Source organism: Pseudomonas sp. Q12-87, assembly GCF_001269755.1.
Classification (GTDB): domain Bacteria; phylum Pseudomonadota; class Gammaproteobacteria; order Pseudomonadales; family Pseudomonadaceae; genus Aquipseudomonas; species Aquipseudomonas fluorescens_S.
Genome location: NZ_LHVI01000019.1, coordinates 355,058 through 379,880 on the forward strand (window position 1 = coordinate 355,058; position 24,823 = coordinate 379,880).

Genomic DNA, 24,823 nt, shown 5'->3' on the forward strand with positions numbered 1-24,823 from the left:
TTCAGTTCCCGTGGTCGTCGAAGCCGTCGAAGAAACTCGCCACATGGCCGGCGTCCAGCGCCTGCAGGGTTGGCGGGTTCCAGCGCGGGTTCTTGTCTTTGTCGATCAGCAAGGCGCGCACGCCTTCGATCAGGTCGCCACGCTCGAACCATTGGCGGTCCAGGTGCAGCTCCAGGGCAAAACAGTTTTCCAGGCTCAGGTGCCGACCGCGGCGCAACATCTCCAGGGTCACGGCCATGGCCAGGGGTGAACGGGTCTCCAGCAGGTCGGCAGTCTTGGTCGCCCATTCATGGCTGTTGGCAACCGTGACCTGGCGCAGCTGCTCGACCATGCTCGGCAGGTCGGGCAGGGCAAAAAAATGATCGATGGCCGGCCGCAGGTCGGCCAGGGGCGGGGCGGGGAGCTGTTGCAAACCGAGCTTCGCCAGCAGGCTTTGCAGATCCTTGAGTGGCGTGTCATGCCACTCCAGCCGGTCGAGACGCTCATCGAGCTGTCCGAGCTTGCGGCTGTCCAGGTACCAATCAGCCAGGCCGCAATACAACGCGTCGGCGGCACGGATCTGCACGCCACTGACCCCCAGGTAGATGCCCAGCTCCCCGGGAATGCGCGGCAGGAAATAACTGCCGCCCACGTCAGGGAAATAACCGATCCCGACTTCCGGCATGCCCAGGCGGCTGCGTTCGGTGACGACCCGCAGGTCGGCGCCTTGCACCAGCCCCATGCCACCGCCCAGTACGAAGCCATCCATCAAGGCGAGGATCGGTTTGCGGTAGTGGTGGATCGTCAGGTCGAGGGCATATTCCTCGACGAAAAATGCTTCATGCAGCGTGTCGCCTTGCCGGTGGCTGTCGTACAGCGAACGGATATCGCCGCCAGCGCAAAAGGCTTTGTCGCCAGCACCACGCAACACCACGGCGTGGATCTGTGGATCGAGTGCCCAGGTGTCGAGCTGTTGCTGCAAGCTGCGCACCATGCCCAGGGTGAGGGCATTGAGGCCGGCGGGGCGGTTCAGGGTCAAGTGGCCGATGTGATTGCGGACCTCGGCCAGTATTTCTTGAACGTGGGCCTCGACGGTTCCGGCGGCTTGGGATGAAACCTGAGCTGTCATCGCTAACTCCCTGCTTTTATTATTCTTTACGAATTGATTCGCGCGTACCCGAGCAGGATCGTACCAGCGCAAATTTGCATAGCACAACCCGGATACGTGCAGGTCCTGTCTGCATATTTATAGCAGCCCCAGGATCAACCGCGACCCGAAAGCACCTCCGTGATGCTGCGACGCTTGGCATTGCGCTCGCTGATGTGAATCAACTGCTCGAGATCTTCCGGGGTCACGTCGAAGAATGCCTCCATTTCCGCCAGGGCCTGCTTCAAGTCTTCAGCGGTGATGGCCTGCCGGTCGACGGGGGGATGGTCCGCGGGGATGACGGCCACCGGCTCGCTGGCCCGTTTCGGATAGCGCACCCGAGTCAGATTGTTATAGGCCAGCGCGAAGGCGAGCAGGCCGGAGCCGGCCAGCATCGCGGCACCGACGGCCTGCCAGTCCAGGGCAACGATGGAGGCGTCGGCCAACACCAGCGTGGCCGCCAGGGCACCCGCCGGAGGATGCAGGCAACGCAGCCAGCACATCAGCACCAACGCCATGCCCGCCGCCAGGCAAGCGCTGCCCAAGGTGCGGCCCAACACATGGGCCACCAACAGCGCAACGACCGAGGCGCACAGGTAACCGCCGAAAATCGACCAGGGTTGGGCGAGGGCGCCCGATGACACCGCGAATAAGAGCACCGCCGATGCGCCCAAGGGGCCGATCAGGTGCTGCGCGACTTCAAGGCCGAAGGCCTGGCCACAGAGCCAGACACTGAACAAGGTCCCCAACGCCATGCCGATGGCGGCACGACTCCATTCGGTGGGACGAGTATTGATTGCAGCGGGGAACCAGCGAGAAAGCATTCAGCGAAAATCCAAAAAACGAACAAAAAAAGGGGCTTACCGGATAATCCCTGAAAGCCCTTTAAGTGTTCCAACAGTTGGGGGAGGAACGCCGCACAGTGTGCCGTCCGCCACTCCTGCTTACAAATTCATATTAATGCTGCTTGAGTTCATTAATTTTGAGGTAAGGGACTTCATGCAGTTCTGGACGCCTGAAACCAGTTTTGCTCGGCGAGGGGCAGGGTGTGCGACTGGCCGCGCCCCATCGGGAAGTAGGTGAACCCTTTGTCTGCCATGCGCTCGGGGTCATACAGGTTGCGTCCGTCGAACACCACTGGCGCCTTGAGTCGCTGTTGGATCAAGTTGAAATCCGGCGCCTTGAACGGCTGCCATTCGGTACAAATGATCAGGGCATCGGCGCCTGGCAATACCGATTCCGGTGTGCCCATCAGCATAAGCTTCGGCTCGTTGGGGTAGAGCAGTTGGGTCTGCTGCATGGCTTCTGGATCGAAGGCGCGGACACTGGCGCCCGCCGCCCATAGCGATTCCAGGAGGGTGCGACTCGGCGCATCGCGCATGTCGTCGGTGTTGGGCTTGAAAGCCAAACCCCACAGCGCGAAGGTCCTGCCCCGCAGATCGCCCTTGTAGAACGCGTTGATGCGTTCGAACAGCTTGTGCTTCTGCCGCCGGTTGATGGACTCCACCGCTTGCAGCAGGTCGCTGGAGCAGTTGGCTTGCTCAGCCGTGTGGATCAGGGCGCGCATGTCCTTGGGGAAACACGAGCCGCCGTAGCCACAGCCCGGATAGATGAAGTGATAGCCGATGCGCGAGTCGGCGCCGATCCCCAGGCGCACCGACTCGATGTCCGCCCCGAGGTGTTCGGCCAGTTCCGCGATCTGGTTGATGAAGCTGATCTTCGTCGCCAGCATGCCGTTGGCCGCGTATTTGGTCAGCTCGGCGCTGCGCAGGTCCATGAACAGGACCCGATCGTGGTTGCGATTGAACGGTGCGTACAGGTCGCGCATGGTTTCCCGTACTTCCTCGCGCTCGCAGCCAATGACGATGCGATCCGGGCGACGGCAATCGGCGACTGCCGAACCTTCCTTGAGAAATTCAGGATTGGAGACGATATCGAATTGCAACAAGCGACCGGCCTTGAGCAGGCATTTATCGATGTGCGTGCGCAGCACATCGCCAGTGCCCACCGGCACGGTGGATTTCTCTACGAGAATGACGGGATGCTCGCGATGCCGGGCGACTGCATCCCCGACGGCCAGGACCTGGCACAGATCGGCCGAGCCATCGGCCCGGGAAGGCGTGCCGACGGCAATGAACAGTACCTGGCCATGCTGCACGGCAAGTTGTTCGTCGCTGGTGAAGTGCAAGCGCCCGGCCTCCAGCCCTTCGCGCACCAGCGTCGCCAAACCGGGCTCGAAGATGCTTACCAGGCCCTGGCGAAGGCTGTCGACTTTGCGCTCGTCAATGTCCATGCACACCACGTCATGGCCGACCTCAGCCAATACGGCGGCTTGCACCAGCCCTACGTAACCACTCCCGAACACGCTGATTTTCATGACGACTCCCTGAAACATTCCGAGCGGGCGAACATGCACGACCAGCCCATTGGCGGTCGTGCGCTCGTTTCAGAATAAGTCGGGGATGTTGCAATTCACTGACAGGCTGCGGCAGGCCGTGCTTAAGTCGCCTCTACGCCGCATTCTGGCGGCAACTGCGCCACGAAAGCGGCCACCACTTCCCGGGTCAGGCTGACTATGTCTTCCACCCGTTCCATTCCGGCGCCGGTTCGCCAACTGGCGACGATGTCCATCACCGGCGGCAGCGGCACGTCTTGCACCAGGGTCAACGTACCTTGGGCCAGTTCTCCCGAGACCAGTGCCGCCGGCATGGCGCCGATGCCGAACCCATCGCGAACCAGGCGAGTGATGGCCGATGCCGAGTTCACGCAGTTGATGCGCGGCGAGACGATGTTGGCCGAATGCAGCAGGTTGAGGATGTCCTGATGGGGCCGTGAGTTGCGCGAAAACGTCACGATGCGTTCCTGGGAAAGGTCTTCCAGCGAGGCATAGGGCCGGTCGTAGCCAGAACCGCTGCGCACCACCCAATGCATGGGATAACGGGTCAGCAATGCGTTGCGCACGCTGTCCAGGCGCAGGATGTCGGTCTGGAAAATAATGTCCTGATAGCCTTTTTCCAGCTGCGAACAGAGGTTGCTGGCGGTGTCCGCCGACAGCTCGATTTCCAACGCCGGATAGCGCTCCATCAGGCGCGTGACCAGCGGGCTGAGCCAGGTGTGGATCACCGTATCCATGGCCCCGATGCGGATCCGCCCGCGCACCTGTCGAGGATCGTGGATCACCGCCTTCATGCTTTGCATCGTGTCCATGATGCGCTCGGCATACTCCAGCACCCGCTGCCCCTCGGAGGTCAGCGACACGCCCTTGGAGTCGCGCACGAACAGGCGCACGCCCATTTCATCCTCCAGCGCCGCGATCCGGCTGGAAATGGACGCCTGGGTGGTGAACAGCTTTTCGGCGGTGAGACGAAAACTCTTCAGGCGGGCGACCCAGACGAAGGTTTCCAAGAATTTGATATTCATTTGCAGGATTCCTGGGCGCTATTGTGTATCGGCATCCGCCAGGTAGCTGACCACCTCTTGCAGCTCGGCCAAGTCCGGTATGTTGCGCACAGCGGCTTCGGCGCTGCACCAGGGGTAGTCCAGTTGCGACACCCAGGCCATGACCGTAGGCAAATCAGCGCAGGGCAGGGTCTTCATGTGTTCGATGGTGATGGTCAATCGCTTGGTCAGCCCTGATTGCGGATCGAACTGCCAGTCATATAGACCGCAGCCGACGCGCGCTTCGCCGCTGGCCTTGTCCGACATCGCCACCAACCACTTGCACTGAAAGGTGCTTGCCTGCGCCGTTGGCGGGGCGCCCAAGCAAAACGTGTAGACGTTTTCGAAAGTCTGCCCGAAGCGACTGACCAGCACATCGCCAATGGCGTCACGGCCTTCAACGTGGCCGGGAAAGGAAATGGCGCCGGTACGCACGATCATGTCCAACTGCGCGTCCTGCTTGAAGGCGTGTTCGAGCAGGTGAGGGCGGTTGCCGTCCTTGGCATTGATGTACTGTTGGATCGATAGCCTGGGGGTATTCATCGCTTGCCCTTTTCCGGTCGTAGTCGGCCTCGTTGGAGGCTCACAAGTCACTGTTCCATAAGTCCGTCACCAGCATACAGCCCGGCGCGTGGGTAATGCACAGCGGTGGGCGCGACGCCTGGACCACCGATTGAGGGGTCACGCCGCAGGCCCAGAATACTGGAATTTCGTCCGCTTCCACTGGCACGGCGTCGCCAAAATCCGGTTCGTCCAGGGAGCCAATCCCGATCAGCGACGGGTCTCCGATGTGCACCGGGGCGCCATGGACATTGGGCATGCGTCCGGTAATCTGGATGGCCTGGATGGCTGCCGCGGCTTTCATGGGTCGCATGGTCACCACCATTTTGCCTGAGAGGCGGGCGGTGGGGCGGGTGTCGATGCTGGTCCGGAACATCGCGACGTTGCGTCCCAGATCGATGTGCCGCAAACGGATGCCAGCTTCCAGCAGGGGCTGTTCGAACGAAAAGGAACAGCCAAGGGCAAAGGCCACCCAATCGTCTTGCCAGAGATCTTCGATGTCCACCGGCTCGTCGGTCAATTCGCCGTGGCGATAGACCCGGTAGCGCGGCACTTCATGGCGGATATCGATGGCGGCGCCCAGGTTGCGAAAGAACGGATCGCCAGGCTCGGTGACGTCCAGCAATGGGCAGGCCTGGCGATTGAGGGTGCAATAGCGCAGGAATTCATTGGCCCAGTCGCTGGGCAGGATGACGATGTTGGTTTGCACCCGACCCTGGCCCAGGCCGCTGGTATGGCCCTGGTAGTGGCCGGCGGCGATGCTTTGGCGCAAAGCGCTCGGGGCGTATTGCTGCAGTTGTTCGAAGGACAGGGCCGGTTGATTCATCAAGAGTGCTCCACGGGTTCGTGGGATCTTTGTAGAAAACCGCGGCGATCACGTCCAACAAGGAATATTGCTACCCCCCACAAACAAAAGTTATTCAAGAGACCATTGGCCGTTCAGGCCGGGCGCGGCCACCATGCGCTGCGGGCCGCCATCGATAGCGTATTGGCCAACCACCTGACGACTCATCTGCATGATGCTCTCGATCAGCTCCAGGCCCATGCCGGCGCGCCACGACGCCACCACATCCAGTTGGGGGAGGGTGGCGCCGGGCTCCAGTTGGATCAACTCGCCGTTGGCCAAAGGCTTGGCCACCAGCGCAGCGGGCAGGGCGCCAATCCCGAACCCGTCGCGGATCAGCCGGGTCATCGCCGAGACCGAGTTGACACAACTGACCCGTGGCGCCCCGACGCCATGGGCGTACAACAGGTTGAGCACATCCTGGTGAGGACGCGAGTGCTTGACGAAGGTGATGATGCGCTCGCCGGCCATCTCCACCAGCGAAGCATAGGGTCGGGCATAGATCGAGTGGCTGGCGGCGATCCAGCTCATGGGGTAATGCCCCAGTTCGAGGTTGCGCACGCTTTCGTGGCGGACCAGATCGGTCTGGAACACGATGTCCAGGTAACCCTTTTGCAGTTGCTCGCACAAATTGCGCGCTGCATCGGCGGTGATTTCGATTTCCACGGCGGGGAAGGCTTGCATCAGCATCGCCATCAACGGGCTGAGCCAGGTATGGATCACGGTGTCCATCACGCCGATGCGCACCAGGCCTTGCTGTGGACTGCTGCTGTCCAGTGACTGCTTCAGCGCTCGCTGGACTTCGAGCATCTGCTCGGCGTAGTCGAGCACCTTGAGGCCTTCGGGCGTCAGCGAAACTCCGCGCGAATCGCGCACGAACAGGCGCAGGCCCAATTCCTCTTCCAACGAAGCGATCCGACTGGAGATGGCGGCCTGGGTGCTGAACATTTTCTCGGCGGTGAGGCTGAAGCTTTGCAGCCGGGCAACCCAGACGAAAGTTTCAAGGAATTTGAGGTTCATGGGCGTTCTCTTGGCGCTTATGGTTCTTATGGTTGCAATTGTTACTCCAGATCGGACCCGCGAGCGCATCAAATTTTCTTATGTCCGATCTGGCTTTTTTCCCGTTTGACGCTGCCAGGTCTCGATGGGAAGAATCCGCTCCACGGCGCAGGCCTCCGCCAGGACGAGCCATGTAGCCCACTGTCGCTACACCCTCTAAGAACAACAACCATCGGACGCGGTCCCAACGCCCCCGAGAGGGCACGCTCGCGTCCAAATAAAGGAGCACAGCATGCGGCATTTCACTACCAATTGGATTTACAGCCCGATCGGTGCGGTACTTGGCTTCAGCCTGATCGGCATACCGAACGCTCAGGCCGATTTTATCGCCGACAGCAAGGGCAGCCTGGAAGCCCGCAACTTCTACTTCAACCGCGACTTCCGCCAGCAAGGTGCGCGGGACAAGGCTGAAGAATGGGCGCAGGGTTTCTTGTTGCGAATGGAATCGGGATACACCACCGGCACCGTGGGTTTTGGCCTCGATGCCTTGGGTATGGCCGGGTTCAAGCTAGATTCCGGTGGCGGCACGGCAGGCACCAATCTTTTGCCTGCGGATTTGTCCGGTGGCGCCCAGGACCGCTATGGCGAACTGGGGCTGACCGCCAAGGTGCGCGTATCCAACAGCACCTTGAAGTTGGGCACGCTGCAAATCCGCGATCCGGTGGTGAGCTCCAACGACACGCGCCTGTTACCCGGGACATTCAAGGGAGGGCTGCTGAACGTGCAGGAAATCGATCGCTTGAAGCTGACGGCTGGGCAACTCACGCAGATCAACTTCGTCGATTCCACCGACTACCAGGACATGACCGCCAACCGCATCGGTGGCAGCAGCGACAAGTTCCAGTTCGCCGGGGCGGACTATCAGTTCCTGCCTAATCTCACCGCGCAATACCGCTACGGAACGTTGGAAAACATCTACCAGCAAAACTACCTCGGGCTTGTCCATAGCCTGGACCTGGGGGCAGGGCAGTCCTTCAAAAGTGATGTGCGCTACGCACGCAGTACCGAGGACGGTAACTTCCGCAATCTCGACAACCGGGCGTTTGGCGCCCTGTTCACTTACAGCCTGGCGGGTCATGCGGTGGGATTGGGCTATCAGCGCATGAGTGGCGACGATCCGTTTCCCTATATCGGGCGCAGCGATCCGTACCTGGTCAATTTCGTGCAGATCGGCGATTTCGCCAACGTCGATGAGCGCTCCTGGCAAGCGCGCTATGACTATAATTTTGCTGCCGTTGGAATGCCCGGCTTGACCTTCATGACCCGCTATATATCGGGTGACAACGTACAACGCAGTGCACCGGGGGAGGGCAAGGAGTGGGAACGCAACACGGACATTGCCTACGTGATGCAAGACGGAAAATTGAAAGGGCTGGGGGTCAAATGGCGCAATGCGTCGGTGCGGTCGAATTTCGGGAATGATCTGGATGAGAACCGATTGATCGTCAGCTATACGATGGCGCTTTGGTAGGCATTCAACGCCGCTCAATGAGCGGCGCTGTCTCATCAAGCCGTCGTCGACGAATCACTGTCATGAGGCGGCGACAACGACGCGAGAATGCTTGTGCGGCAGGCTTGCAAGATCTCGTCCGCCAGCGACGAGTCATCCGGGCAGGCGCGCGACAACATAACAGCACCGACTGCGTGGGCCAGCAAGTTGATCATCTTGGCCCGCATAGCCTGTCGTTGGGCGTCGTCTTGCTCGGTGAGGTCGCCCTGCAGCGCGGCGACCACTTTTTCAATCCCGACCTCAAACGTTGCCTTGACGTCTGGGGACTGACGGGCAGCGTCTCCGCTAAGGGCCGCCATCGTACAGCCTGCGTCGCGTGTGTCACGGTGGTCTCGTGACAGGTACAGATTGAAGAACTCAACGACGCCCAGGCCTGCGCTGTTTTGCAGGGATTGCGCAAGTCCGCACGCGGCGGCTTCGGCCATCAGGTCGGCCTTGGAGCCAAAATGCTTGTAGAACCCGCCGTGGGTGAAGCCGGCAGCCCCCATCAACTCCGCCACGCCGACGCCATCATAGCCACGCTCACGAAACAGGGCTGAAGCCGTTTCGACGATATGTGCCCGGTTCGCCTGGGCCTGTGCTTTGGTGACTTTCATGCCTATGTGCCTCGTTGTTACACCAGCGGTAGAGTCGACAATATACATTGATGTCAAGCGACATCAAAGGGTCGATCGACAAACCACCGAATCGGCGAGCGCTGTCAGTGCGGCCTTGGGGCCGATAAGCTGCGGCACCTAATTTCAGCAAGGAAGTGTTGGATGCGTTTGCTCGTCAGCGGTGTGCTGTTTTCGCTGACCCTGGCGGCACGTTGAACGGTATCGTGGCCGAGCAAGTTACCGTACCGACGGAAAACGAAAACCTGATTGTCGTGCGTGAACCCCAAGCGCCAGCGAAGAATGGTGCGTATCACGTTCAGTTGATGAAAGACCTTGCGGCTATTGGTTACAACGGGGAGCTGGGTACTGAGGATAGTTTGATGGGGATGTATGTGAAGCGGCAGTGAGTAGCAGGTTTGGAGCTGGTTGCTGGGTTGAAAAGCGACTGGCACTGGGGCTCGTTGGTGTATATGAGACTACACATAATGTATATTATGTTAAACACCATGCAATGTCATAGGTGTTCATACAGGAATCCATGCGGAGAAACGTTGACGATATCTCACTGCTCAGTAACTCACTGTTGCGCCAAGCTAGGGCCAATGGCATGTCAATCGACGCCTTAGCATTTCCAGGTGAGCAAGATTTCGAAACCAATTTGCCTACCCGCCAGAACGTGGAACTCGTAAGGGTTCGGCACACCCTGTGTCATGGCAACATCCTTGAGTATGTTAGTGCCCAAGAGGATCTGCCGGCACTCTTCACACCAGAGTGCTGCCGCGACCTTGCCAATAAGCTTCACGTTATCTCTCGTAATTGGGTAGCGAACCTTGGCGCGTTCAGAAAGCAGGCTATGGGACTGCAATAATCGATCGTCTCAAGGGTTCAAATAGGTACTCGGTCATACAGGCCGCTCACGCTCTACGCCTCGGAACGGTCTGTTGAAAATGATGAACACCAGCCTGAGAAGGTGAACCGTTAGAACGCAATATGGTAAAGCGCCCTTGAGTAAGCTCTGTACCAACCAGATATGCCGGAGCCTTGACTATATCGGGAAACAGCACCCATCCCGTAACACCGGCATCAGCCACAGACACAATTTTTGTTGGAGTTTCAATCACTGCTGGGTGGAGCATATCGCTGAAAAAATGGGTTTCACAGCAAATATGAGACTGGTATTCGGGCCCGTATATGGTTGCTGTATGTACGTTAGCCCCCACCGTTTTCTCAATAGTAGAGGCAAACTTAATAGTGGCCACCATTGCATCTCTTACGTCCGAGACATATTGTTCATAAGCACTGAAATCAGGAAGCCCTTGCCTTTCGTGGACTGCTTTCCACTCGACGTCAAAATAAGCTTCGGTTTCAGGGCGGCAACCAGAACCAACCATGTCGATACCGCAATTTCCCTTTATGCCGGGGCGTTCTTTGAAACCGACGGGATTAGAGAGTTTCAAAGAACTACGGCTCCGGCTAACTTCAATGAGCACCCGCTTCCACTTATCGCGTTTGCGCTTCCACCCGGCGATCACAATCGTCAACCCTGAGCTCAATAATTCGCCTTGAGAAATCCTAGTCAACTTCTCCTTGATCTGTTTTATGACTCCATCAAAATGAAGCTGCTTTTGCTCGCCTAAGCCGCCCAGTTGCATAGCCCAAGGATCAGACCCGTCGGTTGGGATCCTTATGCGAGTATCAAGCTGCTCTGCGATCCACTCATCTGTTGGCTTACCTCGCATAAATGCAGCGCCACAATAGCTAATCGTTAAAATTCCATCACTGGCTTCATAAATCAGATTCTTATTTGACTTATCATCAAATTGTTGGGTCTTATCATCAGCCTGAGTCGTTAAAAGACGATCCCCCGCTTGGATAACAAACAGTGGTGATGCAACTGTAATTATCAGCGTCATGCTTACTTCCTATTTCCCTACGAAACCAGAGTGATGCGTCTTGGTCGATCCATGCATGTGCCACTAACTCTTGAGTCTCCGGCGAATGCGCCAACCAGCGTCTAAAAGCACAGCACAGGCTAGCACTATTACTGAACCCAAGCCCCTCGACAACCAATCCGGGAGACTGAGCAGTTTGCGAACTTCGCTCCCAGTGGCGCAACCTCCCTTCCCTTCCCTTCCCTGCTCAGGCTCGCGATGCAGTGCCATCGGTTCGTCACGAGTGCCGATCCCGGCATCGACTCAACCGGGATCGGTGAATGCTCAACCTTCGAATTGGTGATAAACCTTGGCGATGACCTTCCAGGCGCCATCCATCTTGATCAGCGTCAGGTAGTCGTTGTAGTCCGCACCAATCGCATCTTTTTCCATATCTATACGCACCACCGCTGTTGTGGGTGTGATCGCCAGGATGTCGAGCCGAGTCGTTATTTCTGGGGCACTGCCGTTTTTCTGAACGAAATCAAATAAGTTCTTGATCGGGCCGCCAAGTAGTTCACCATTTGTGAAACCGTACATCACGGCGTCTTTATGGAAGGCTTGCGCAACGCCTTCGGCACTGCCCACACGCAGACCTTCAACGTACTGGTGGGCAGTAGCGATGACCGCGTTGTACTCGGAAGTTGATACCGCCTTGATATTCTTTGACATGGTTCTTTCCTTACAATAAGGGCGAGGTACAACACATCCCGCTAGTGGTGTTTGAGGAGTCATGCGCTCGGGTGGGTGTGGTAAATCTTGCTGACGATTGTCCACTTGCCTTCTACCTTCAGCAGGTTGAAGAAGTCAGTGAAACGAAATCCCGAAACATTGTCGGTGTCGACCCGGGCACTGGCGGCAGTGCCCACGATGTCGATGCGCACGATGGCTGCTTTGGCTTCGGGAGATGGGCGGAAAGAGTTGTCGATGATGTCGTACAGATTCTGAATTGCACCGCCGACGAGCTTGTCGCCGTCGACCCCAAACATCGTCGCATGCTCGTTGAACGCGGGCTTCATCAAAGTGCTGTTGGCCTTGGCACCGCCTTCGCTGTATTGGCTAAGCACGTCGACGATCGCGTTGTACTCTTGAACGTAAGTTGTATTGCTCATGGTGGAACTCCTGATTGAAGAATTTCCGATGCCCATAAGGGCTGGATGGGCACTGTTTTGGTAGACATCGGCCATTCAAGCGTTAGCTACAGGCCAATCGATATAACCTTTGGCGCCTCCTCCGTAGTAACTCTCACGGGGCGCGATGGTCAGCTCTCTGCCTCGACGCAGGCGATCCACGAGATCGGGGTTGGAAATGAACAGGCGACCAAACGCAACCGCATCTATTCGCCCCCGCGCCCGACGCTCAAGCGCCATCGCCAGGTCGTAGTTGTTGTTGCCGATGAATGCGTTTTCAAACTGAGCACTCAGTGCATCCAGATCGACGCCATCGGGAACCGTGCGAGAGGTGGCCGTGGCGCCTTCAACGAAGTGCAGGTAGGCCAGATTGAATCGATTGAGTTGCTGGATTAGGTAACCGTAAGTCGCCATGACGTTGCTGTCTGGTGGCGTATTACCGGCATCTGGTGTCACGGGAGAAAGACGAATCCCCACTCGCTCGCTCCCCCAGATCGAAACCACTGCCTCAGTGACTTCCAGCGTCAATCGTGCACGGTTCTCAATGGAACCACCGTATTGGTCTGTGCGTTGATTGGTGGAATCACGAAGAAACTGATCGAGCAGATAGCTGTTGGCAGAATGGACTTCAACGCCATCAAAACCGGCGCGTTTTGCGTTTTCTGCCGCATGCCGGTACTGCTCGATGATCCCTGGGATCTCTGAAGTTTGCAGTGCCCGAGGCATCGACACTTCAACCATGCCATTGTTGGTGTAGGTAGTACCTTCAGCCTTGATTGCCGAAGGCGCCACTGGCGCATCGCCGTTGGGCTGTAACTCGACACTCGAAAAGCGCCCCACGTGCCACAACTGACTGACTATTTTGCCGCCCGCCGCGTGCACTGCGCTGGTGACTTTTCTCCAGCCAGACACCTGTTCTTCTGACCAGATACCAGGGGTCATGGCGTAGCCTCGACCCTGCGCGGAAATGTTCGTCGCTTCGGCGATGATCAAACCGGCACTGGCACGCTGGGCGTAATAGGTCGCGTGCATTTCATTCGGGACGCCGTCGTCAGCCATTCGGCTCCGCGTCACGGGTGCCATAACAATTCGATTAGCCAGTCGAAGCGCGCCCATATTCATCGGCGAAAAAAGGTCGGTGTCTACTGCGTTATCAATCATAAAAACCCCATATAACTAGACCGGTCATCTAGTAAAAAGCTTAAAAAAAACGCCCCTATGCCAGCAGGCGTTCACTTGTGATCGGCATCTGACGAACAACTAGCTCCTCGCTGCCGGATGAGCTCGCGCAGGCTCCAGCTCGACCCTTTCCCACTTGGCGATCACCAAAGGTGCGATGGCATTACCCAAAACATTCAACGTCGTGGTGCCGCTGTCGATGATCCTGAAAATGCCGGCAATCAACGCGACCCCTTCCAACGGCAATCCGGCAGACGCCAAGGTCGCTGACAAGATGATGATGGCAAAACCCGGCACCCCGGCTGCGCCCTTCGAAGTCAGCACCATCGTCACCACCAACAGGATCTGCTGCGACAGCGAAAGGTCGATGCCATAGAGCTGCGCCACAAAAATTGTTGCCACACCGAGAAAGATCGATGCGCCATCCAGGTTGAACGCATAACCCACCGGCACCACAAAACTGACGATCCGACGCGGTACACCATAGGTCTCTAATCGTGTCATCAACTGCGGCATGACGGCAGCTGACGCGGCACTTGAAAACGCCAAAATCAGCTCGTTACGAAAGTAACGGATCAACTTGAAAATATTCTCGCCGATCACGTAGCAAATCCCTCCGAGTATCACCAATGCGAACACTATCAGCGCCAGATAGACCACTCCAATCAACTTGAGCAACGGCAACAACGAGGCGAAACCAAACGTCGCCACGGTCGCGCCGATCATCCCAAACACACCGACCGGCGCGTAAGCCATGACCATTGAGACAACCTTGAACATTGCATCGGAGAGGCTCTGAACCACCGCAATGAACGGTGCGCTCCTGTCCTTCGGCAGAGCGTTCAATGCCATGCCTAACAGCACGGCGAAAAACAGCACGGACAGCAACTTCGCTTCTGACATAGCAACCAGTACATTGTCAGGGACTATGTTCTGCAAGATGACCAATGCGCCTTTGGACGGCTCCAAAGTGATCGCTGCACTACCGTGCGAAATACCGGAAATGTCGGTACCCGTACCCGGCTGGAAAATGTTGGCGAAACACAAGCCGAGAACAATGGCCAAGGCCGTAATCGCAAAAAAGTAGCCCAGCGATTTTATTCCCATACGACCAAACGACTTATTATCGCCACCGCCCGCGATGCCCAGAATCATGCAACAGAACACAATTGGTACAACCACCATCTTCATCATCTTGATGAAGATATCACCGAGCGGTTTGAGGATCTCCGCACTCACCCATGTCTGATAATGCGGATGCGTATTGAAGTACCAACCGACAAGCACGCCAAGCAACAGCCCGGCAACGATTTGCCACACCAAGGGAATACGTTTCATGTCTAGCCTTCTTGTTGGAATGAAAGGTCTGCGTCTTTCGCAGTTGCTAGATTCATGAGCTTCCAGCTCACTTGAGATCAAATGGCACAACGTTGTTGTGCCATGGCTGTTGTTACTTGGCGAAGAGCTGACTCATATCTTTGAAAGCTTTGAACTCAAGAGCGTTGCCGCATGGATCAAATAAAAACATGGTGGCTTGCTCACCCACTTGGCCTTTGAAGCGAATGTAAGGTTCGATCACGAACTCGGTGTCAAACGACTTCAGACGTTCGGCCAGTGCCTCCCATTGTTCCCAACCTAAAATGATGCCGAAGTGTGGAACCGGAACATCGTGTCCGTCGACCGGGTTGCTATGGACGCTTTCCTGCGAAGCAGTTTTTGGATGTTCGTGAATCACCAGTTGGTGACCATAGAAATCGAAATCTACCCACTGCGTGCTGGAGCGCCCTTCTTCCAGACCAAAAACCTCACCGTAAAAGGTGCGCGCTGCAGCTAGGTCGTAGACAGGAATTGCGAGGTGGAATGGCGAGAGGCTCATCAGAACTCCAATATTTTTTTGTTGGTTGCCGAAAATCCACCGTCAATTGGCTCTCAGGGATCAGCCTTTGCCGGGGGATGAAAACATCGTAGACCGGAAAACCAAGCATAAAAAACAATATATATTTCTTAGAAACACAATTATTATTTGTGAATGATCAAGGAACTCAAAACACTCATCGCCGTGGCGCGGGAAGGTACATTTGCCGCTGCCGGCAACAAGATCGGCCTCACCCAGGCTGCCGTCAGCGCGCAAATCCAACGGCTGGAGGCTGAGCTCGGCTTCGAAATTTTCGACCGAAAAGGACGCTCAGCCCACCTCAACAAGATGGGTCACCAAATCCTTCTGCAAGCGCAAGAGCTGCTTAAGCTCTACGACAACCTTGGCTCCACGACGGTAGGACAACCGGCAAGTGTGCAGGTCAACATCGGCGCGATCGCGTCCGTACAGCGCTCCTATTTGCCGGATGCGCTGGCCAAGTTTCATCAACAATGTCCGCACTGCCGCACACGTGTCATTCCAGGGCTGTCGATGCAATTGGTGAACCTTGTCGACGCTGGCGAGATCGACATGGCCGTTATCATCCGGCCGCCCTTCTCCCTTCAAAGTGACTTACGCTGGACGACGTTGGCGCTAGAGCCCTACCGACTGATCGTGCCACGAGACGTAAAGGGAGAGGACTGGTCGGAACTGCTGTCCAGCCAGCCATTCATTCGCTATGACCGATCGTCCTTCGGCGGCAGGCAGGTCGATCGTTTCCTGCGGCAGATGCATTTCACTTTGCGGGAGGTCTGCGAACTGGATGAACTGGACGCCATCGTCAAGCTGGTTGAAAACGGTGTGGGCATAGCTCTGGTGCCACAGACGGAAACCTATCGAGAATGGCCCGCTGGAGTAAGAGCGCTCGATTTGCGACAGCACACCTTTCACCGGGATATTGGATTGGTACATCGGTCTCGGCAAAGTTTTACGGAGCCTGTGCGAATGTTGGCTCAGCTTATAAGTGATCAGGTAACAGCACTTTCCGGATAACAGCTCAAGCAAAAAGAGCCCTAGGGGAAAGCTGTGCAAGGCGCCGTTGTGCGCCTCGCCAAGGTCGACGAGGTACAGCATAAATAGTCTGATCAACCTCACATGATCCTATATAGTCGCGCCCATGATCGCGGGCAACTTCCGCACGCCTCCGCCAGGCCCTGACGCATGAAGCGCAAACAAAAGTATCCGGTACGTCTGATCGAATCCCCCCAAACCGCAATGGCCAGCGCCACGCTGGCGCATCCGCCGTTCTGGCATTACGTCGATGAGCAGCATAGCTCGCATGTTTACCCGCGGGGCACCTTCGCGTTTCTCTCTGGTGGCTTTGGTTTTTTTGCCGTGCTGTTATTCCTCTTGCCCTTTTATGGGCTTGCACTGCTGCTGATTACCCTGGTGGAGGCAGTCAAGGGTATACCGCTCACCTACGCGCAAACCTTCACAGAACCTACCTTGTTGGTTCCTCTGATCGGTACGGCATTGATGGCGGCGGTCATGCTGAGCTTTGGCATTTCCAGTCCGGCAGTGACCGCCTTCAGTTTCGACGAAGCCAGGCAGCAACTCACTTTTACCCAGACACGCCGGCTGGGGAAAGCCATCGAAAGGCAGGTGCCTTTCAGCGATATCCTTTGGATATCGGCTTACGTCTTGTCCAGTTACGGGCGTTCCGGACATTTTCAGATCGGCTTTGTCGGCCCCAAGGGCAAGCCTTTGAAGTGCCACTTGGGTCGGGATTTCCCGGTCACGGAAATGGAGTTTCACATTGCTTGGTTGAAGGGGCTGATCGGCGAGCGGATGAGCGATATTTGCTGGCTGGATACGTGATGAACCCTGAACAAGAAACTCAAGTGCACCCAGGCGCAGCCGCTACACCTGCAAATGGCAGCGCGACACCTGTGCATCCACCGTACTGGCACTACGATAAAGAACCGCCACCAGCGGAAAACCTGGCCTTGGTCTTTCTCTTTACGTCCCTTTTTATTTTCGCGGTCTGGGCAATCGCGGCGCTGCCGGGGGCCCTGAGTGAGACGACCGGGGACTTCATGGCGAACTACCTGCAAAGCATTACTGAAACACCTTATCTGGCAGTGTTGTTCGTCGTTATTTTGTTGAGTGGCGTCATAATCGGCTTGCCCATTGTCGAAGGACCGGTGATGACCTTCAACTTCGACGAGTCCAGGCAGCAACTCACCTTGACCCAGACGCATCGTCACCAGGCACCTGTCCAGGTGAAGGTGCCATTTAGCGATATCCTTTGGGTGACCCCCTATGTAACGTCCTTTTACGGCCGTTCCGGGCAATATAGGCTGGGCTTCAAGGGGCCGGCAGATGAGCCCTCAAGGTGTTGCCTGGGCTTGGATATACCGGTTACCGAGATGGAATATCACGCGACATGGTTAAAGGGATTGATCGGAGATCGGATGGGGCCCTTGGATTGGGGGAATGACTGATCACTCCCCCGCTATGACAAGTAACGATACGCCCTCAACGACCCCGGAATCAGGCTTATCAGTCCGCCACAGTCGCTGCTGCGTCCCGCTTGATAGCCATTACCGATTCGGTCCCTTTGGCGGGCTTGGTGCCCGCAACCTTCAGATCCTTGGCAAACGTCCCATCCACCTCCCCCTTGAAGAAATTCTTGCCGTAGATCAGCAGGCACAACACAACGCCAATCCCGAATGCCCAGCTCGCGCCTTTGATTGCCAGTACCGCACCGATCACGCCGGCGATACCCAGGTCGCGCTGGCTGCGAGCCTCAAGGATGCCCAGGCGCACGCTGACATAACCCTGGATCAGCAACGTCAGCGACAGGGCAACACCGAGAATCGGCTGTACCAGCGTCACCACCGGCAACAGCAGCAAACCGCTGTTGGTGCCCCAGCGGAACGATCCGACGCCGCCGATAATCGACTTCATCGCCTTCGGTCCACCTTTGAAGCGTTCGATTACCACCACCAGCATCGCCGCCCATTTGGGGCCGCACATGGCGACATCCGGGCCAACGATACTCATGAACGCATTACGCGCGCCGAAGATCAGGTGAGCGCGATCGGCGTTGTAGTCGACGATTTCATCGGTGCGGACAGTTTCTGCCTCATCGAGGAGCGATTTCGCACTGAGCACATCGCCGAAGACAATGATGTACGCCGCCAGCATGGTCGGTAGTGCCGAGATAAACATGGACAACGGAGGCATACCCAGGCCGAACACAGTGTAGTTGTTCCAAAGTCCGGCAAAGTCCGGTTTGCTGATGCCCCATTGAATGGTTGGCCATGGGGCTTCACCAAACAATGGTGCAATCACCACCGCCAACAGAACGATCGGCAAGATGCCGAGCTTGGCGAAATTCCACCAGAAGCGGTTGCGCTGCTTGAGTTCGTTGAAGTGCTGGGAAAAGATCAAATAAAAGGCGATGCCAACTGCAATGGAAATGGTCCAGGGCAGCACATTGAATTTGCCGCCGACCTGGAACACCGCGATCACCGCACTCAAGCCGGCGCCGACGATAATCCCGGATTTGATCGCCGAGGGAACATACTCCACCACCCTCTTGGCCATTCCGGTCGCCCCCAAGGCGATTGAAAAAATCCCCAACATCAACTGGAAGGCAATCAAGGCGTGGACACGCTCCGGGCCCATTGGGTACTGCGCGCAGTAAGCCATCAACAATGGCACCGCCGGCGTGATCCAGCCAGGCACGGTGGGATCACCGAGTAAATGGTGCGCCAGGTAAAGCAAGCCGTTTAGCATGACGACGGCAAGTGCGACCTCAAAGGGCATGCCAAGCAGTTCGGTCATCAGCGGAATCGCGGCCAGGTCCACGGCACACATCAGCAAGCCTTGGAGATAGTCCGGGACTTCGATTTTGTAATGAACAAAGGGCAACCGGACCTTGAACGGTCCCATCGGGATGTACGGGCTTTCGCTCCGCTGCGCAGGAGTGTCAGACATTGAGTTCACCTGTTTTATTGGTTTTGTATGGGCGGGCGCGCGCCGGCTGAACGGCGTCGTGGCGTGTGGAGATCAATAGGCTGCGCGGTAGATCTTCTCGATATCGGCGGCGGTCAGCTGGCGCGGGTTGTTGCGCATCAAGCGGTCGATCTTGCTGGCCTCTTCAGCCATCGCTGGGATGGCATCCTCCGGCACGTTGAAGCTGCGTAAGCCGGATGGGATATCCACGGCCACACATAGATCCGCCATGGCTTTAACGGCTTGCTCCGCCGCATCCTTGTCGCTCAGGTTCGCGACGCGCACGCCCATGGCTTCGGCGATATCACGCAAGCGTTCGACGCAGGCCGTCTTGTTCCACTCCATCACGTACGGCAACAACAAGGCGTTGCTGACGCCGTGAGCAATATTGAAACGCCCACCCAATGGGTACGCCAGCGCATGCACCGCGCCTACCCCTGCGTTGCCAAACGCCATGCCGGCCATCAGGCTGCCGGTGGCCATCTCCTCCCGCGCTTGCAGGTTGGTAGGATTGGCATAAGCCTTCGGCAGCGCCTTGGCGATCAGCTTGATGGCGCCCAGCGCGATAGCATCGGTGATCAGCGAGGCGTTGACTGAAAGGTAGGACTCGACCGCATGCACCAGCGCATCGACACCACTGGCCGCGGTCACACTGCGTGGACAGGTCAGCGTCATGGTCGGACTGACCAGCGCCACGTCGGGCAAGAGATAGTCACTGACGATGCCTTTCTTCAGTTGCGCTTGCTTGTCAGAGAAAATCGCTACGTTGGTAACCTCCGAACCTGTGCCGGCGGTCGTCGGGATAGCAATCAACGCAGGGCCTTTGCGTTTCACCAGATCGACACCGAACAGTTCGCTCAGCGGACCTGCATGACTGGCATACGCCGCGACACCCTTGGCGATGTCGATGGCGCTGCCGCCGCCCACAGCAATCAACCCGTCGTGGCCGCCCTCGCGATAGGCGCGGGTGCAGTCCTCGACGATGGCCACTTCAGGCTCCGGTTTGACCTGGTCGAAAATGCCGTAAGGGCGATCACCTAATTGCGCCAGTGCCAGGTCAACAGTGCCGGATTTCAACAGAATGACGTCGGTGACGATCAATGGATTCTGCACATCGAGGCGAGTCAGTTCAGCCGAAAGCTGCTCGATAGCGCCTTGTCCAGTGATCAGTTTGTTTGCGATTTTGAATGCAGAGGTGTTCATCAGGCTCGTCCAGTTGATGTTGTTTTATTGGAAGACGTGCCATAGGAGATAGCGAAAGCCGTGCCAAATCCCGCAAAGCCCCACGCCGTGGGCCTTCACGTGATTGGAACGAACACAGGAGGGTTTTTTACCGCTCAGTCCCGATTAGTTTTCTGATCGGTATGCAGGGGCTTGATTGAAAACCTAATCGGTATGTTCCCAGCGTTTCATTTTCTGCACCACGGTTGCCTGACTCACCCCCAACGCCTTGGCGGCAAGGCGCGTGGTCTTGTGTTCGCGCAGTGCGGCGCGAATCGCACTGCGCTCGGCATTTTCCAAGACCTTGCGCAGGGGTAAGTGGGCCTCATTGGAGTTCAGTGAGTTGAGGTCGAGGATCTCCTCAGGCATATCCAACGCCTCGATAGTCCCGGTCTGATTGGTCACCACCAGCCGTTCGACGACATTGATCAGCTCGCGGATGTTGCCGGGCCAAGCGTATTCGCACATCAGGTCCAGCGCTTCGAGGCTCCATTGGACCTGGCGTTCATAACGGGTATTAAATCTGTCGAGGTAGTAATGCAGCAGCGGTGCGACCTCCTCACTGCGCTCGCGCAGTGCCGGGATACTGATCGGCACGACGTTGAGCCGGTAATACAGGTCAGCCCTGAAACGACCTTCTGCCACCAGTTGCTTGAGGTCATGGTGAGTGGCGCTGATGATGCGCACATCGACCTCCTTCAGCTCCAGGCCGCCGACAGGAATGAAGCGGTTTTCTTCAATGACCTTGAGTAACTTGACCTGTACTGGCAGCGGCAAATCACCAATTTCATCGAGAAACAACGTTCCGTTGTGCGCCAGTTCCAGCAGGCCACGCTTGCCTTTGCGGCCTGCGCCGGTGAACGCGCCAGGGGCATAGCCAAACAGCTCGGCTTCGATCAGATTCTCGGGTAAGGCACCGCAGTTCAGCGCAAGGAAGGGTTCATTGGCGCGTGGACTGGCGTTATGGATGTACTGCGCGACGAGGGTTTTCCCGACACCGGTCTCTCCTTGAAGCAAAACCTTCACCGAGCTTGCGGCAACCTGTCGGGCCAACGAGAAGACTCGGCCGGAAACCTCCTGGTCGGCCATAAGCGGAGAGCGCAACAGATTGTCTTGCTGACCGGCATGCAGCTTGGCGGTGCTGTTGCGCAGCTGTTTAAGCTGTTGCAACTCATCGCGCTCATGTTTCATGCGCAGCAGTTCAGTCATGTCCCGCACGGTACTGACGACGTACGAAATCCGCTTATTTACGTCGAGAATCGGCGTGGCGCTGACCAGCAATTTCTTGCCCTGGCTCAGGCTCTGCATCACCGACACCGGCCGACCTCCCTGTAATACGCGCAGTGTGGCCGATTGCGAGATGACGCCCTCCTTCACCAACTCCTGCATGGATCGGCCGATGAGCACAGCACCGCTGAGTCCAGTCAGGCGCTCATAGGCTTGATTGACCTTCAAGGTCTTGCCGTCGCCATCCGTGATGTAGACGCCGTCATGCAATGCGTTGAGCAGTTCTTCAAAACTGGCGTCGTTGACGTTCACCGGGGCGTTCCTTCGAAGTTCAGAGTCGTTAAGTGTAAACGTGTGCTCATGCCGGTGCTTTCAAATCCACCCCAAGCGCCCGGGCAAACGCCTTGACCAGCGGACTGCGGACGGTGTTGTGTCGCAGGATCAGATTGAACGGGGTAACGATATTGAACAGGTCCGGGCGTATGGCTCGCAACTGTCCTTGCTCGACCAGGCCGGCGGCATAGTGTTGCGGGAGAAAGCCCACGAAACGGCCAGTCTTGACCAATAACGCGACCGCTTCCACCTGGGTCGCCGAGGCGGAAAAGCCGTCGTAACGGGCGAAATTCAGTTTGTCGCGGTGGATCGCGTAGCGGTGGTTGACGCACTCATGTTCCTTGAGCACCTGGCTATCGATTTGCGCATCCGGCGTCTCGAATAGCGGGTGCCCCAGGGCGCAATAAACCAGTGAGCGTTCTTCATACAAGGCATAGTAATCAAACTCTTCACGCTGCTGATAAACCGGCACGATTCCGGCCACTAATCGACCTTCAACTACCCCGCGCTCCACCTCATCTAGCTGGGACGCCTGAAGTTGCAGCCTTACTTTCGGTGACTCTTCGTTGATCGTTCTAAGCGCGGCAACTAGCGGTGAATGAGGGTCACTTATCGTATTGTCAATGACGCCTACGCCCAAGTCCCCAACAAGTTCGTTTTGCGCGGAACTAAGCCGGTCCCGAAAGTTGTCGACAGACGCAAAAAGATCGATCGACGCCTGATAGACCAACCTGCCCTCTTCGGTCAGGTGAAAGCCCTCGCGGCCTCGCGTGCACAGGCGCATGCCGATGCGAATTTCAAGGTCCGAGATCTGTTTGCTGATCGCTGCCAAACCCACGTTGAGTTCATTCTGGGCGGCGCTGAAACCTCCCGCCTCGACCACCGCCTTGAACACTTTGAGCAGTTTGAAGTCCAGGCCGCTGAGCGCCAACGGTGCCCGGTGAGGCGGTTTAGGCGGCGGGTTTCCGGAATTGGAAAGTGGGGTTTCCATAATGCTTATTTACCTCTGGCGCCCTATTCAACACTCTGTGCCCAACAACAAAAACAACGCTGGCTAATAATAATGACCACAGAAAACCAAGCTTGGCAACCGCTAATAATTTTTGTATCTGGCGGCCAAGTCACTGATTTCCCGCTATTAAAAGCTGACACTTCGATCAGCCCTTTCCGCTTCGAAACTGCGCTTGTCCCCTGCCCTCGATGAATAATTAAGCCGCGTCACGCCTGGCGGATTTTCTCCGTCCAGGGTGAATGTTTCGGGCCAGACCGAACGTTTCGAGTTCGCTTCACCGATGAGGAAAACAACAATGTCCCAAACCACCGACCGTCTCTGGGGTGCGCGCTTCAAAAGCGGCCCGTCCGATGCCCTGGCAGCCCTGTCGCGTTGCCCGGAACACTATTTTCGCCTGACCCCTTACGACCTCGCCGGGTCCCGCGCCCATGCCGGGGAGCTGCAACGCGCCGGGCTGCTCAGCGAAGAAGAAACCCGGACCATGCTTGCCGCCCTGGATCAGATCGGCGCCGACTTCCGCGCCGGCAGCATTGCCCCGACCCTCGACGACGAAGACGTCCACACGTTCATCGAGCGCCTGCTGACCGAGCGCCTCGGCGCCTTGGGCGGCAAGCTGCGCGCCGGTCGCTCGCGCAACGACCAGACTGCCAACGACCTGCGCCTGTTCCTGCGGGATCACGTCCGCACCCTGGCTGTCGAAGTGCTCGCCTTGCAACAGGCGCTGGTGGCCCAGGCCGAGCAACACATCGAAAGCATCTGCCCCGGCTTCACCCACCTGCAGCAGGCGCAGCCGATTGTCTTCGCCCATCATCTGCTGGCCCATGCCCAAGCGATGCTGCGCGACGTTCAGCGTCTGGTTGATTGGGATGCTCGAACCTCGCTGTCGCCGCTGGGTGCAGCGGCCATGGCCGGTTCCGCCATCGCTCGCCTGCCCGAGCAATCGGCCAAGGAAATGGGCTACAGCGGCGTGTGCGAAAACTCCATCGATGCGGTGGCCAGTCGTGACCACGTCGCGGAGTTCCTGTTCATCGCCAGCATGCTCGGTATCAACATTTCCCGCCTCGCTGAAGAGTTCTGCCTGTGGTCGTCGCGGCAATTTCGCTGGGTCAGCCTGGACGATGCCTACGCCACCGGCAGCTCGATCATGCCGCAGAAGAAGAACCCGGACATTGCCGAGCTGGCTCGCGGCAAGGCTGGCCGCTTGATCGGCAACCTGACCGGCCTGCTGTCCACCCTCAAATCCCTGCCGCTGTCCTACAACCGCGACTTGAGCGAAGACAAGAACGGCGTACTCGACAGCGTCGACACGCTTCTGCTGGTGTTGCCGGCCATGGCCGGGATGGTCGCGACCATGCAGGTCAACGTTGCCGAGCTACTGCGTCAGGCGCCACTGGGTTTCACCTTGGCGACCGAAGTCGCCGACTGGCTGGCCATGCGCGGCGTGCCCTTCAAGCAAGCCCACGAAATCACCGGCGCGCTGGTACAGGCGTGTGAGAAACACGACATCGAATTATGGGACGCATCCCCAGCGCTGCTGGCCGAGATCGATCCGCGCCTGACGCCCGAGGTACGCGATTGCCTGACCCTGGAAGCGGCCATTGCCGCCCGCAGTGGCCGGGGCGGTACCGCGCCGCAGCAGGTGCGCGAGCAGATCGGGCGCTTGAAAACCGCCCTCGCCGCCCAGCAGGCATGGACCGAAAACTATCAGGGCCTGCGCCTTTGACGCCTGCTCCCGCAGCGATTGTGCCTCACCGCAAAGACCAGTTTCAGGAGCACCA

General features: G+C 57.5%; 24 protein-coding genes. 6 read left to right on the forward strand and 18 right to left on the reverse strand.

Annotation, left to right across the window (positions count from 1 at the left end; genetic code table 11):
• Position 1 precedes the first annotated feature (1 nt).
• From AD663_RS13455 to AD663_RS13485, 7 genes are all read right to left on the reverse strand, one after another.
• A complete protein-coding gene (locus tag AD663_RS13455) occupies positions 2–1,108 on the reverse strand; it encodes an enoyl-CoA hydratase/isomerase family protein (protein ID WP_053213905.1) in 1,107 nt (368 codons plus the stop codon).
• Between the two features lie 134 nt (positions 1,109–1,242).
• Positions 1,243–1,950, reverse strand: a complete 708-nt coding sequence (locus AD663_RS13460; protein WP_053213906.1) for an HPP family protein — start codon at positions 1,948–1,950, stop codon at positions 1,243–1,245.
• Positions 1,951–2,123: 173 nt separating this feature from the next.
• Positions 2,124–3,503, reverse strand: a complete 1,380-nt coding sequence (locus tag AD663_RS13465; RefSeq protein WP_003181692.1) for a UDP-glucose/GDP-mannose dehydrogenase family protein — start codon at positions 3,501–3,503, stop codon at positions 2,124–2,126.
• 122 nt (positions 3,504–3,625) lie between these two features.
• Positions 3,626–4,546 (reverse strand): LysR family transcriptional regulator, encoded by a 921-nt coding sequence (locus tag AD663_RS13470; RefSeq protein ID WP_053213907.1) that lies wholly within the window; start codon positions 4,544–4,546, stop codon positions 3,626–3,628.
• Positions 4,547–4,564: 18 nt separating this feature from the next.
• Entirely contained in the window at positions 4,565–5,107 is a 543-nt protein-coding gene (locus AD663_RS13475; protein ID WP_053213908.1) for a hypothetical protein, read from the reverse strand.
• Between the two features lie 40 nt (positions 5,108–5,147).
• Complete coding sequence (locus AD663_RS13480) at positions 5,148–5,951, reverse strand: putative hydro-lyase (RefSeq protein WP_003181697.1); 804 nt, start codon at positions 5,949–5,951, stop codon at positions 5,148–5,150.
• 90 nt (positions 5,952–6,041) lie between these two features.
• Entirely contained in the window at positions 6,042–6,989 is a 948-nt protein-coding gene (locus AD663_RS13485; RefSeq protein ID WP_053213909.1) for a LysR family transcriptional regulator, read from the reverse strand.
• A 271-nt stretch (positions 6,990–7,260) separates the two neighbouring features.
• Here AD663_RS13485 and AD663_RS13490 point away from each other — a divergent pair, with 271 nt between their 5' ends.
• A complete protein-coding gene (locus tag AD663_RS13490; RefSeq protein WP_053213910.1) occupies positions 7,261–8,499 on the forward strand; it encodes an OprD family porin in 1,239 nt (412 codons plus the stop codon).
• A 35-nt stretch (positions 8,500–8,534) separates the two neighbouring features.
• Here the strand turns inward: AD663_RS13490 and AD663_RS13495 are convergent, their stop codons facing one another.
• A complete protein-coding gene (locus AD663_RS13495) occupies positions 8,535–9,134 on the reverse strand; it encodes a TetR/AcrR family transcriptional regulator (RefSeq protein ID WP_003181703.1) in 600 nt (199 codons plus the stop codon).
• A gap of 212 nt (positions 9,135–9,346) precedes the next feature.
• Between AD663_RS13495 and AD663_RS13500 the strand changes: the two genes are divergently transcribed.
• Positions 9,347–9,541 (forward strand): hypothetical protein, encoded by a 195-nt coding sequence (locus AD663_RS13500; protein ID WP_152632756.1) that lies wholly within the window; start codon positions 9,347–9,349, stop codon positions 9,539–9,541.
• A 507-nt stretch (positions 9,542–10,048) separates the two neighbouring features.
• On the opposite strand, the gene AD663_RS13510 is transcribed toward AD663_RS13500, so the two are convergent.
• The 6 genes from AD663_RS13510 to AD663_RS13535 all read right to left on the reverse strand — a co-directional run bounded on the left by AD663_RS13510 (position 10,049) and on the right by AD663_RS13535 (position 15,250).
• Positions 10,049–11,047 (reverse strand): hypothetical protein, encoded by a 999-nt coding sequence (locus AD663_RS13510; RefSeq protein WP_003181707.1) that lies wholly within the window; start codon positions 11,045–11,047, stop codon positions 10,049–10,051.
• 303 nt (positions 11,048–11,350) lie between these two features.
• Positions 11,351–11,737 carry a nuclear transport factor 2 family protein gene (locus AD663_RS13515; protein WP_003181709.1) on the reverse strand — a complete coding sequence of 129 codons (387 nt, stop codon included), beginning with the start codon at positions 11,735–11,737 and terminating at the stop codon, positions 11,351–11,353.
• 59 nt (positions 11,738–11,796) lie between these two features.
• Positions 11,797–12,177 (reverse strand): nuclear transport factor 2 family protein, encoded by a 381-nt coding sequence (locus AD663_RS13520; RefSeq protein WP_003181711.1) that lies wholly within the window; start codon positions 12,175–12,177, stop codon positions 11,797–11,799.
• Positions 12,178–12,252: 75 nt separating this feature from the next.
• The gene (locus AD663_RS13525; RefSeq protein ID WP_003181714.1) at positions 12,253–13,356 is read right to left on the reverse strand and encodes an alkene reductase; all 1,104 of its coding nucleotides are present in this window, start codon (positions 13,354–13,356) and stop codon (positions 12,253–12,255) included.
• 99 nt (positions 13,357–13,455) lie between these two features.
• Positions 13,456–14,712 (reverse strand): cation:dicarboxylate symporter family transporter, encoded by a 1,257-nt coding sequence (locus AD663_RS13530; protein ID WP_003181716.1) that lies wholly within the window; start codon positions 14,710–14,712, stop codon positions 13,456–13,458.
• 112 nt (positions 14,713–14,824) lie between these two features.
• Complete coding sequence (locus AD663_RS13535) at positions 14,825–15,250, reverse strand: VOC family protein (RefSeq protein ID WP_003181718.1); 426 nt, start codon at positions 15,248–15,250, stop codon at positions 14,825–14,827.
• 153 nt (positions 15,251–15,403) lie between these two features.
• On the opposite strand from AD663_RS13535, the gene AD663_RS13540 reads away from it, so the two are divergent.
• The 3 genes from AD663_RS13540 (at position 15,404) to AD663_RS13550 (ending at position 17,733) form a co-directional block, all read left to right on the forward strand.
• Positions 15,404–16,282 (forward strand): LysR substrate-binding domain-containing protein, encoded by an 879-nt coding sequence (locus tag AD663_RS13540; protein WP_003181720.1) that lies wholly within the window; start codon positions 15,404–15,406, stop codon positions 16,280–16,282.
• A 168-nt stretch (positions 16,283–16,450) separates the two neighbouring features.
• Positions 16,451–17,107 (forward strand): hypothetical protein, encoded by a 657-nt coding sequence (locus tag AD663_RS13545; RefSeq protein ID WP_053213912.1) that lies wholly within the window; start codon positions 16,451–16,453, stop codon positions 17,105–17,107.
• Entirely contained in the window at positions 17,107–17,733 is a 627-nt protein-coding gene (locus AD663_RS13550; RefSeq protein WP_053213913.1) for a hypothetical protein, read from the forward strand. Before AD663_RS13545 ends, AD663_RS13550 begins: the two co-directional genes overlap by 1 nt.
• Positions 17,734–17,791: 58 nt before the next feature.
• Here the strand turns inward: AD663_RS13550 and AD663_RS13555 are convergent, their stop codons facing one another.
• The 4 genes from AD663_RS13555 to AD663_RS13570 all read right to left on the reverse strand — a co-directional run bounded on the left by AD663_RS13555 (position 17,792) and on the right by AD663_RS13570 (position 23,024).
• Entirely contained in the window at positions 17,792–19,234 is a 1,443-nt protein-coding gene (locus AD663_RS13555; RefSeq protein ID WP_003181727.1) for a hypothetical protein, read from the reverse strand.
• A gap of 72 nt (positions 19,235–19,306) precedes the next feature.
• Positions 19,307–20,455, reverse strand: a complete 1,149-nt coding sequence (locus AD663_RS13560) for an iron-containing alcohol dehydrogenase (protein WP_053213914.1) — start codon at positions 20,453–20,455, stop codon at positions 19,307–19,309.
• A gap of 183 nt (positions 20,456–20,638) precedes the next feature.
• Entirely contained in the window at positions 20,639–22,012 is a 1,374-nt protein-coding gene (locus AD663_RS13565) for a sigma-54-dependent Fis family transcriptional regulator (protein WP_003181731.1), read from the reverse strand.
• Positions 22,013–22,058: 46 nt separating this feature from the next.
• A complete protein-coding gene (locus AD663_RS13570; protein ID WP_003181733.1) occupies positions 22,059–23,024 on the reverse strand; it encodes a LysR family transcriptional regulator in 966 nt (321 codons plus the stop codon).
• Positions 23,025–23,340: 316 nt separating this feature from the next.
• Here AD663_RS13570 and argH point away from each other — a divergent pair, with 316 nt between their 5' ends.
• Entirely contained in the window at positions 23,341–24,768 is a 1,428-nt protein-coding gene (gene argH, locus AD663_RS13575) for an argininosuccinate lyase (protein WP_003181735.1), read from the forward strand.
• Positions 24,769–24,823 lie beyond the last annotated feature (55 nt).

Excerpts from the sequence above, each read along its gene's own strand:
- AD663_RS13495 (WP_003181703.1), bottom strand. The coding sequence starts at position 9,134 with ATGAAAGTCACCAAAGCACAGGCCCAGGCGAACCGGGCACATATCGTC.
- AD663_RS13520 (WP_003181711.1), bottom strand. The coding sequence starts at position 12,177 with ATGAGCAATACAACTTACGTTCAAGAGTACAACGCGATCGTCGACGTG.
- argH (WP_003181735.1), top strand. The coding sequence starts at position 23,341 with ATGTCCCAAACCACCGACCGTCTCTGGGGTGCGCGCTTCAAAAGCGGC.
- AD663_RS13535 (WP_003181718.1), bottom strand. The coding sequence starts at position 15,250 with ATGAGCCTCTCGCCATTCCACCTCGCAATTCCTGTCTACGACCTAGCT.
- AD663_RS13545 (WP_053213912.1), top strand. The coding sequence starts at position 16,451 with ATGAAGCGCAAACAAAAGTATCCGGTACGTCTGATCGAATCCCCCCAA.
- AD663_RS13570 (WP_003181733.1), bottom strand. The coding sequence starts at position 23,024 with ATGGAAACCCCACTTTCCAATTCCGGAAACCCGCCGCCTAAACCGCCT.
- AD663_RS13490 (WP_053213910.1), top strand. The coding sequence starts at position 7,261 with ATGCGGCATTTCACTACCAATTGGATTTACAGCCCGATCGGTGCGGTA.
- AD663_RS13555 (WP_003181727.1), bottom strand. The coding sequence starts at position 19,234 with ATGTCTGACACTCCTGCGCAGCGGAGCGAAAGCCCGTACATCCCGATG.
- AD663_RS13475 (WP_053213908.1), bottom strand. The coding sequence starts at position 5,107 with ATGAATACCCCCAGGCTATCGATCCAACAGTACATCAATGCCAAGGAC.
- AD663_RS13540 (WP_003181720.1), top strand. The coding sequence starts at position 15,404 with ATGATCAAGGAACTCAAAACACTCATCGCCGTGGCGCGGGAAGGTACA.
- AD663_RS13510 (WP_003181707.1), bottom strand. The coding sequence starts at position 11,047 with ATGACGCTGATAATTACAGTTGCATCACCACTGTTTGTTATCCAAGCG.
- AD663_RS13460 (WP_053213906.1), bottom strand. The coding sequence starts at position 1,950 with ATGCTTTCTCGCTGGTTCCCCGCTGCAATCAATACTCGTCCCACCGAA.
- AD663_RS13455 (WP_053213905.1), bottom strand. The coding sequence starts at position 1,108 with ATGACAGCTCAGGTTTCATCCCAAGCCGCCGGAACCGTCGAGGCCCAC.
- AD663_RS13470 (WP_053213907.1), bottom strand. The coding sequence starts at position 4,546 with ATGAATATCAAATTCTTGGAAACCTTCGTCTGGGTCGCCCGCCTGAAG.
- AD663_RS13560 (WP_053213914.1), bottom strand. The coding sequence starts at position 20,455 with ATGAACACCTCTGCATTCAAAATCGCAAACAAACTGATCACTGGACAA.
- AD663_RS13485 (WP_053213909.1), bottom strand. The coding sequence starts at position 6,989 with ATGAACCTCAAATTCCTTGAAACTTTCGTCTGGGTTGCCCGGCTGCAA.
- AD663_RS13530 (WP_003181716.1), bottom strand. The coding sequence starts at position 14,712 with ATGAAACGTATTCCCTTGGTGTGGCAAATCGTTGCCGGGCTGTTGCTT.
- AD663_RS13525 (WP_003181714.1), bottom strand. The coding sequence starts at position 13,356 with ATGATTGATAACGCAGTAGACACCGACCTTTTTTCGCCGATGAATATG.
- AD663_RS13465 (WP_003181692.1), bottom strand. The coding sequence starts at position 3,503 with ATGAAAATCAGCGTGTTCGGGAGTGGTTACGTAGGGCTGGTGCAAGCC.
- AD663_RS13515 (WP_003181709.1), bottom strand. The coding sequence starts at position 11,737 with ATGTCAAAGAATATCAAGGCGGTATCAACTTCCGAGTACAACGCGGTC.
- AD663_RS13550 (WP_053213913.1), top strand. The coding sequence starts at position 17,107 with ATGAACCCTGAACAAGAAACTCAAGTGCACCCAGGCGCAGCCGCTACA.
- AD663_RS13480 (WP_003181697.1), bottom strand. The coding sequence starts at position 5,951 with ATGAATCAACCGGCCCTGTCCTTCGAACAACTGCAGCAATACGCCCCG.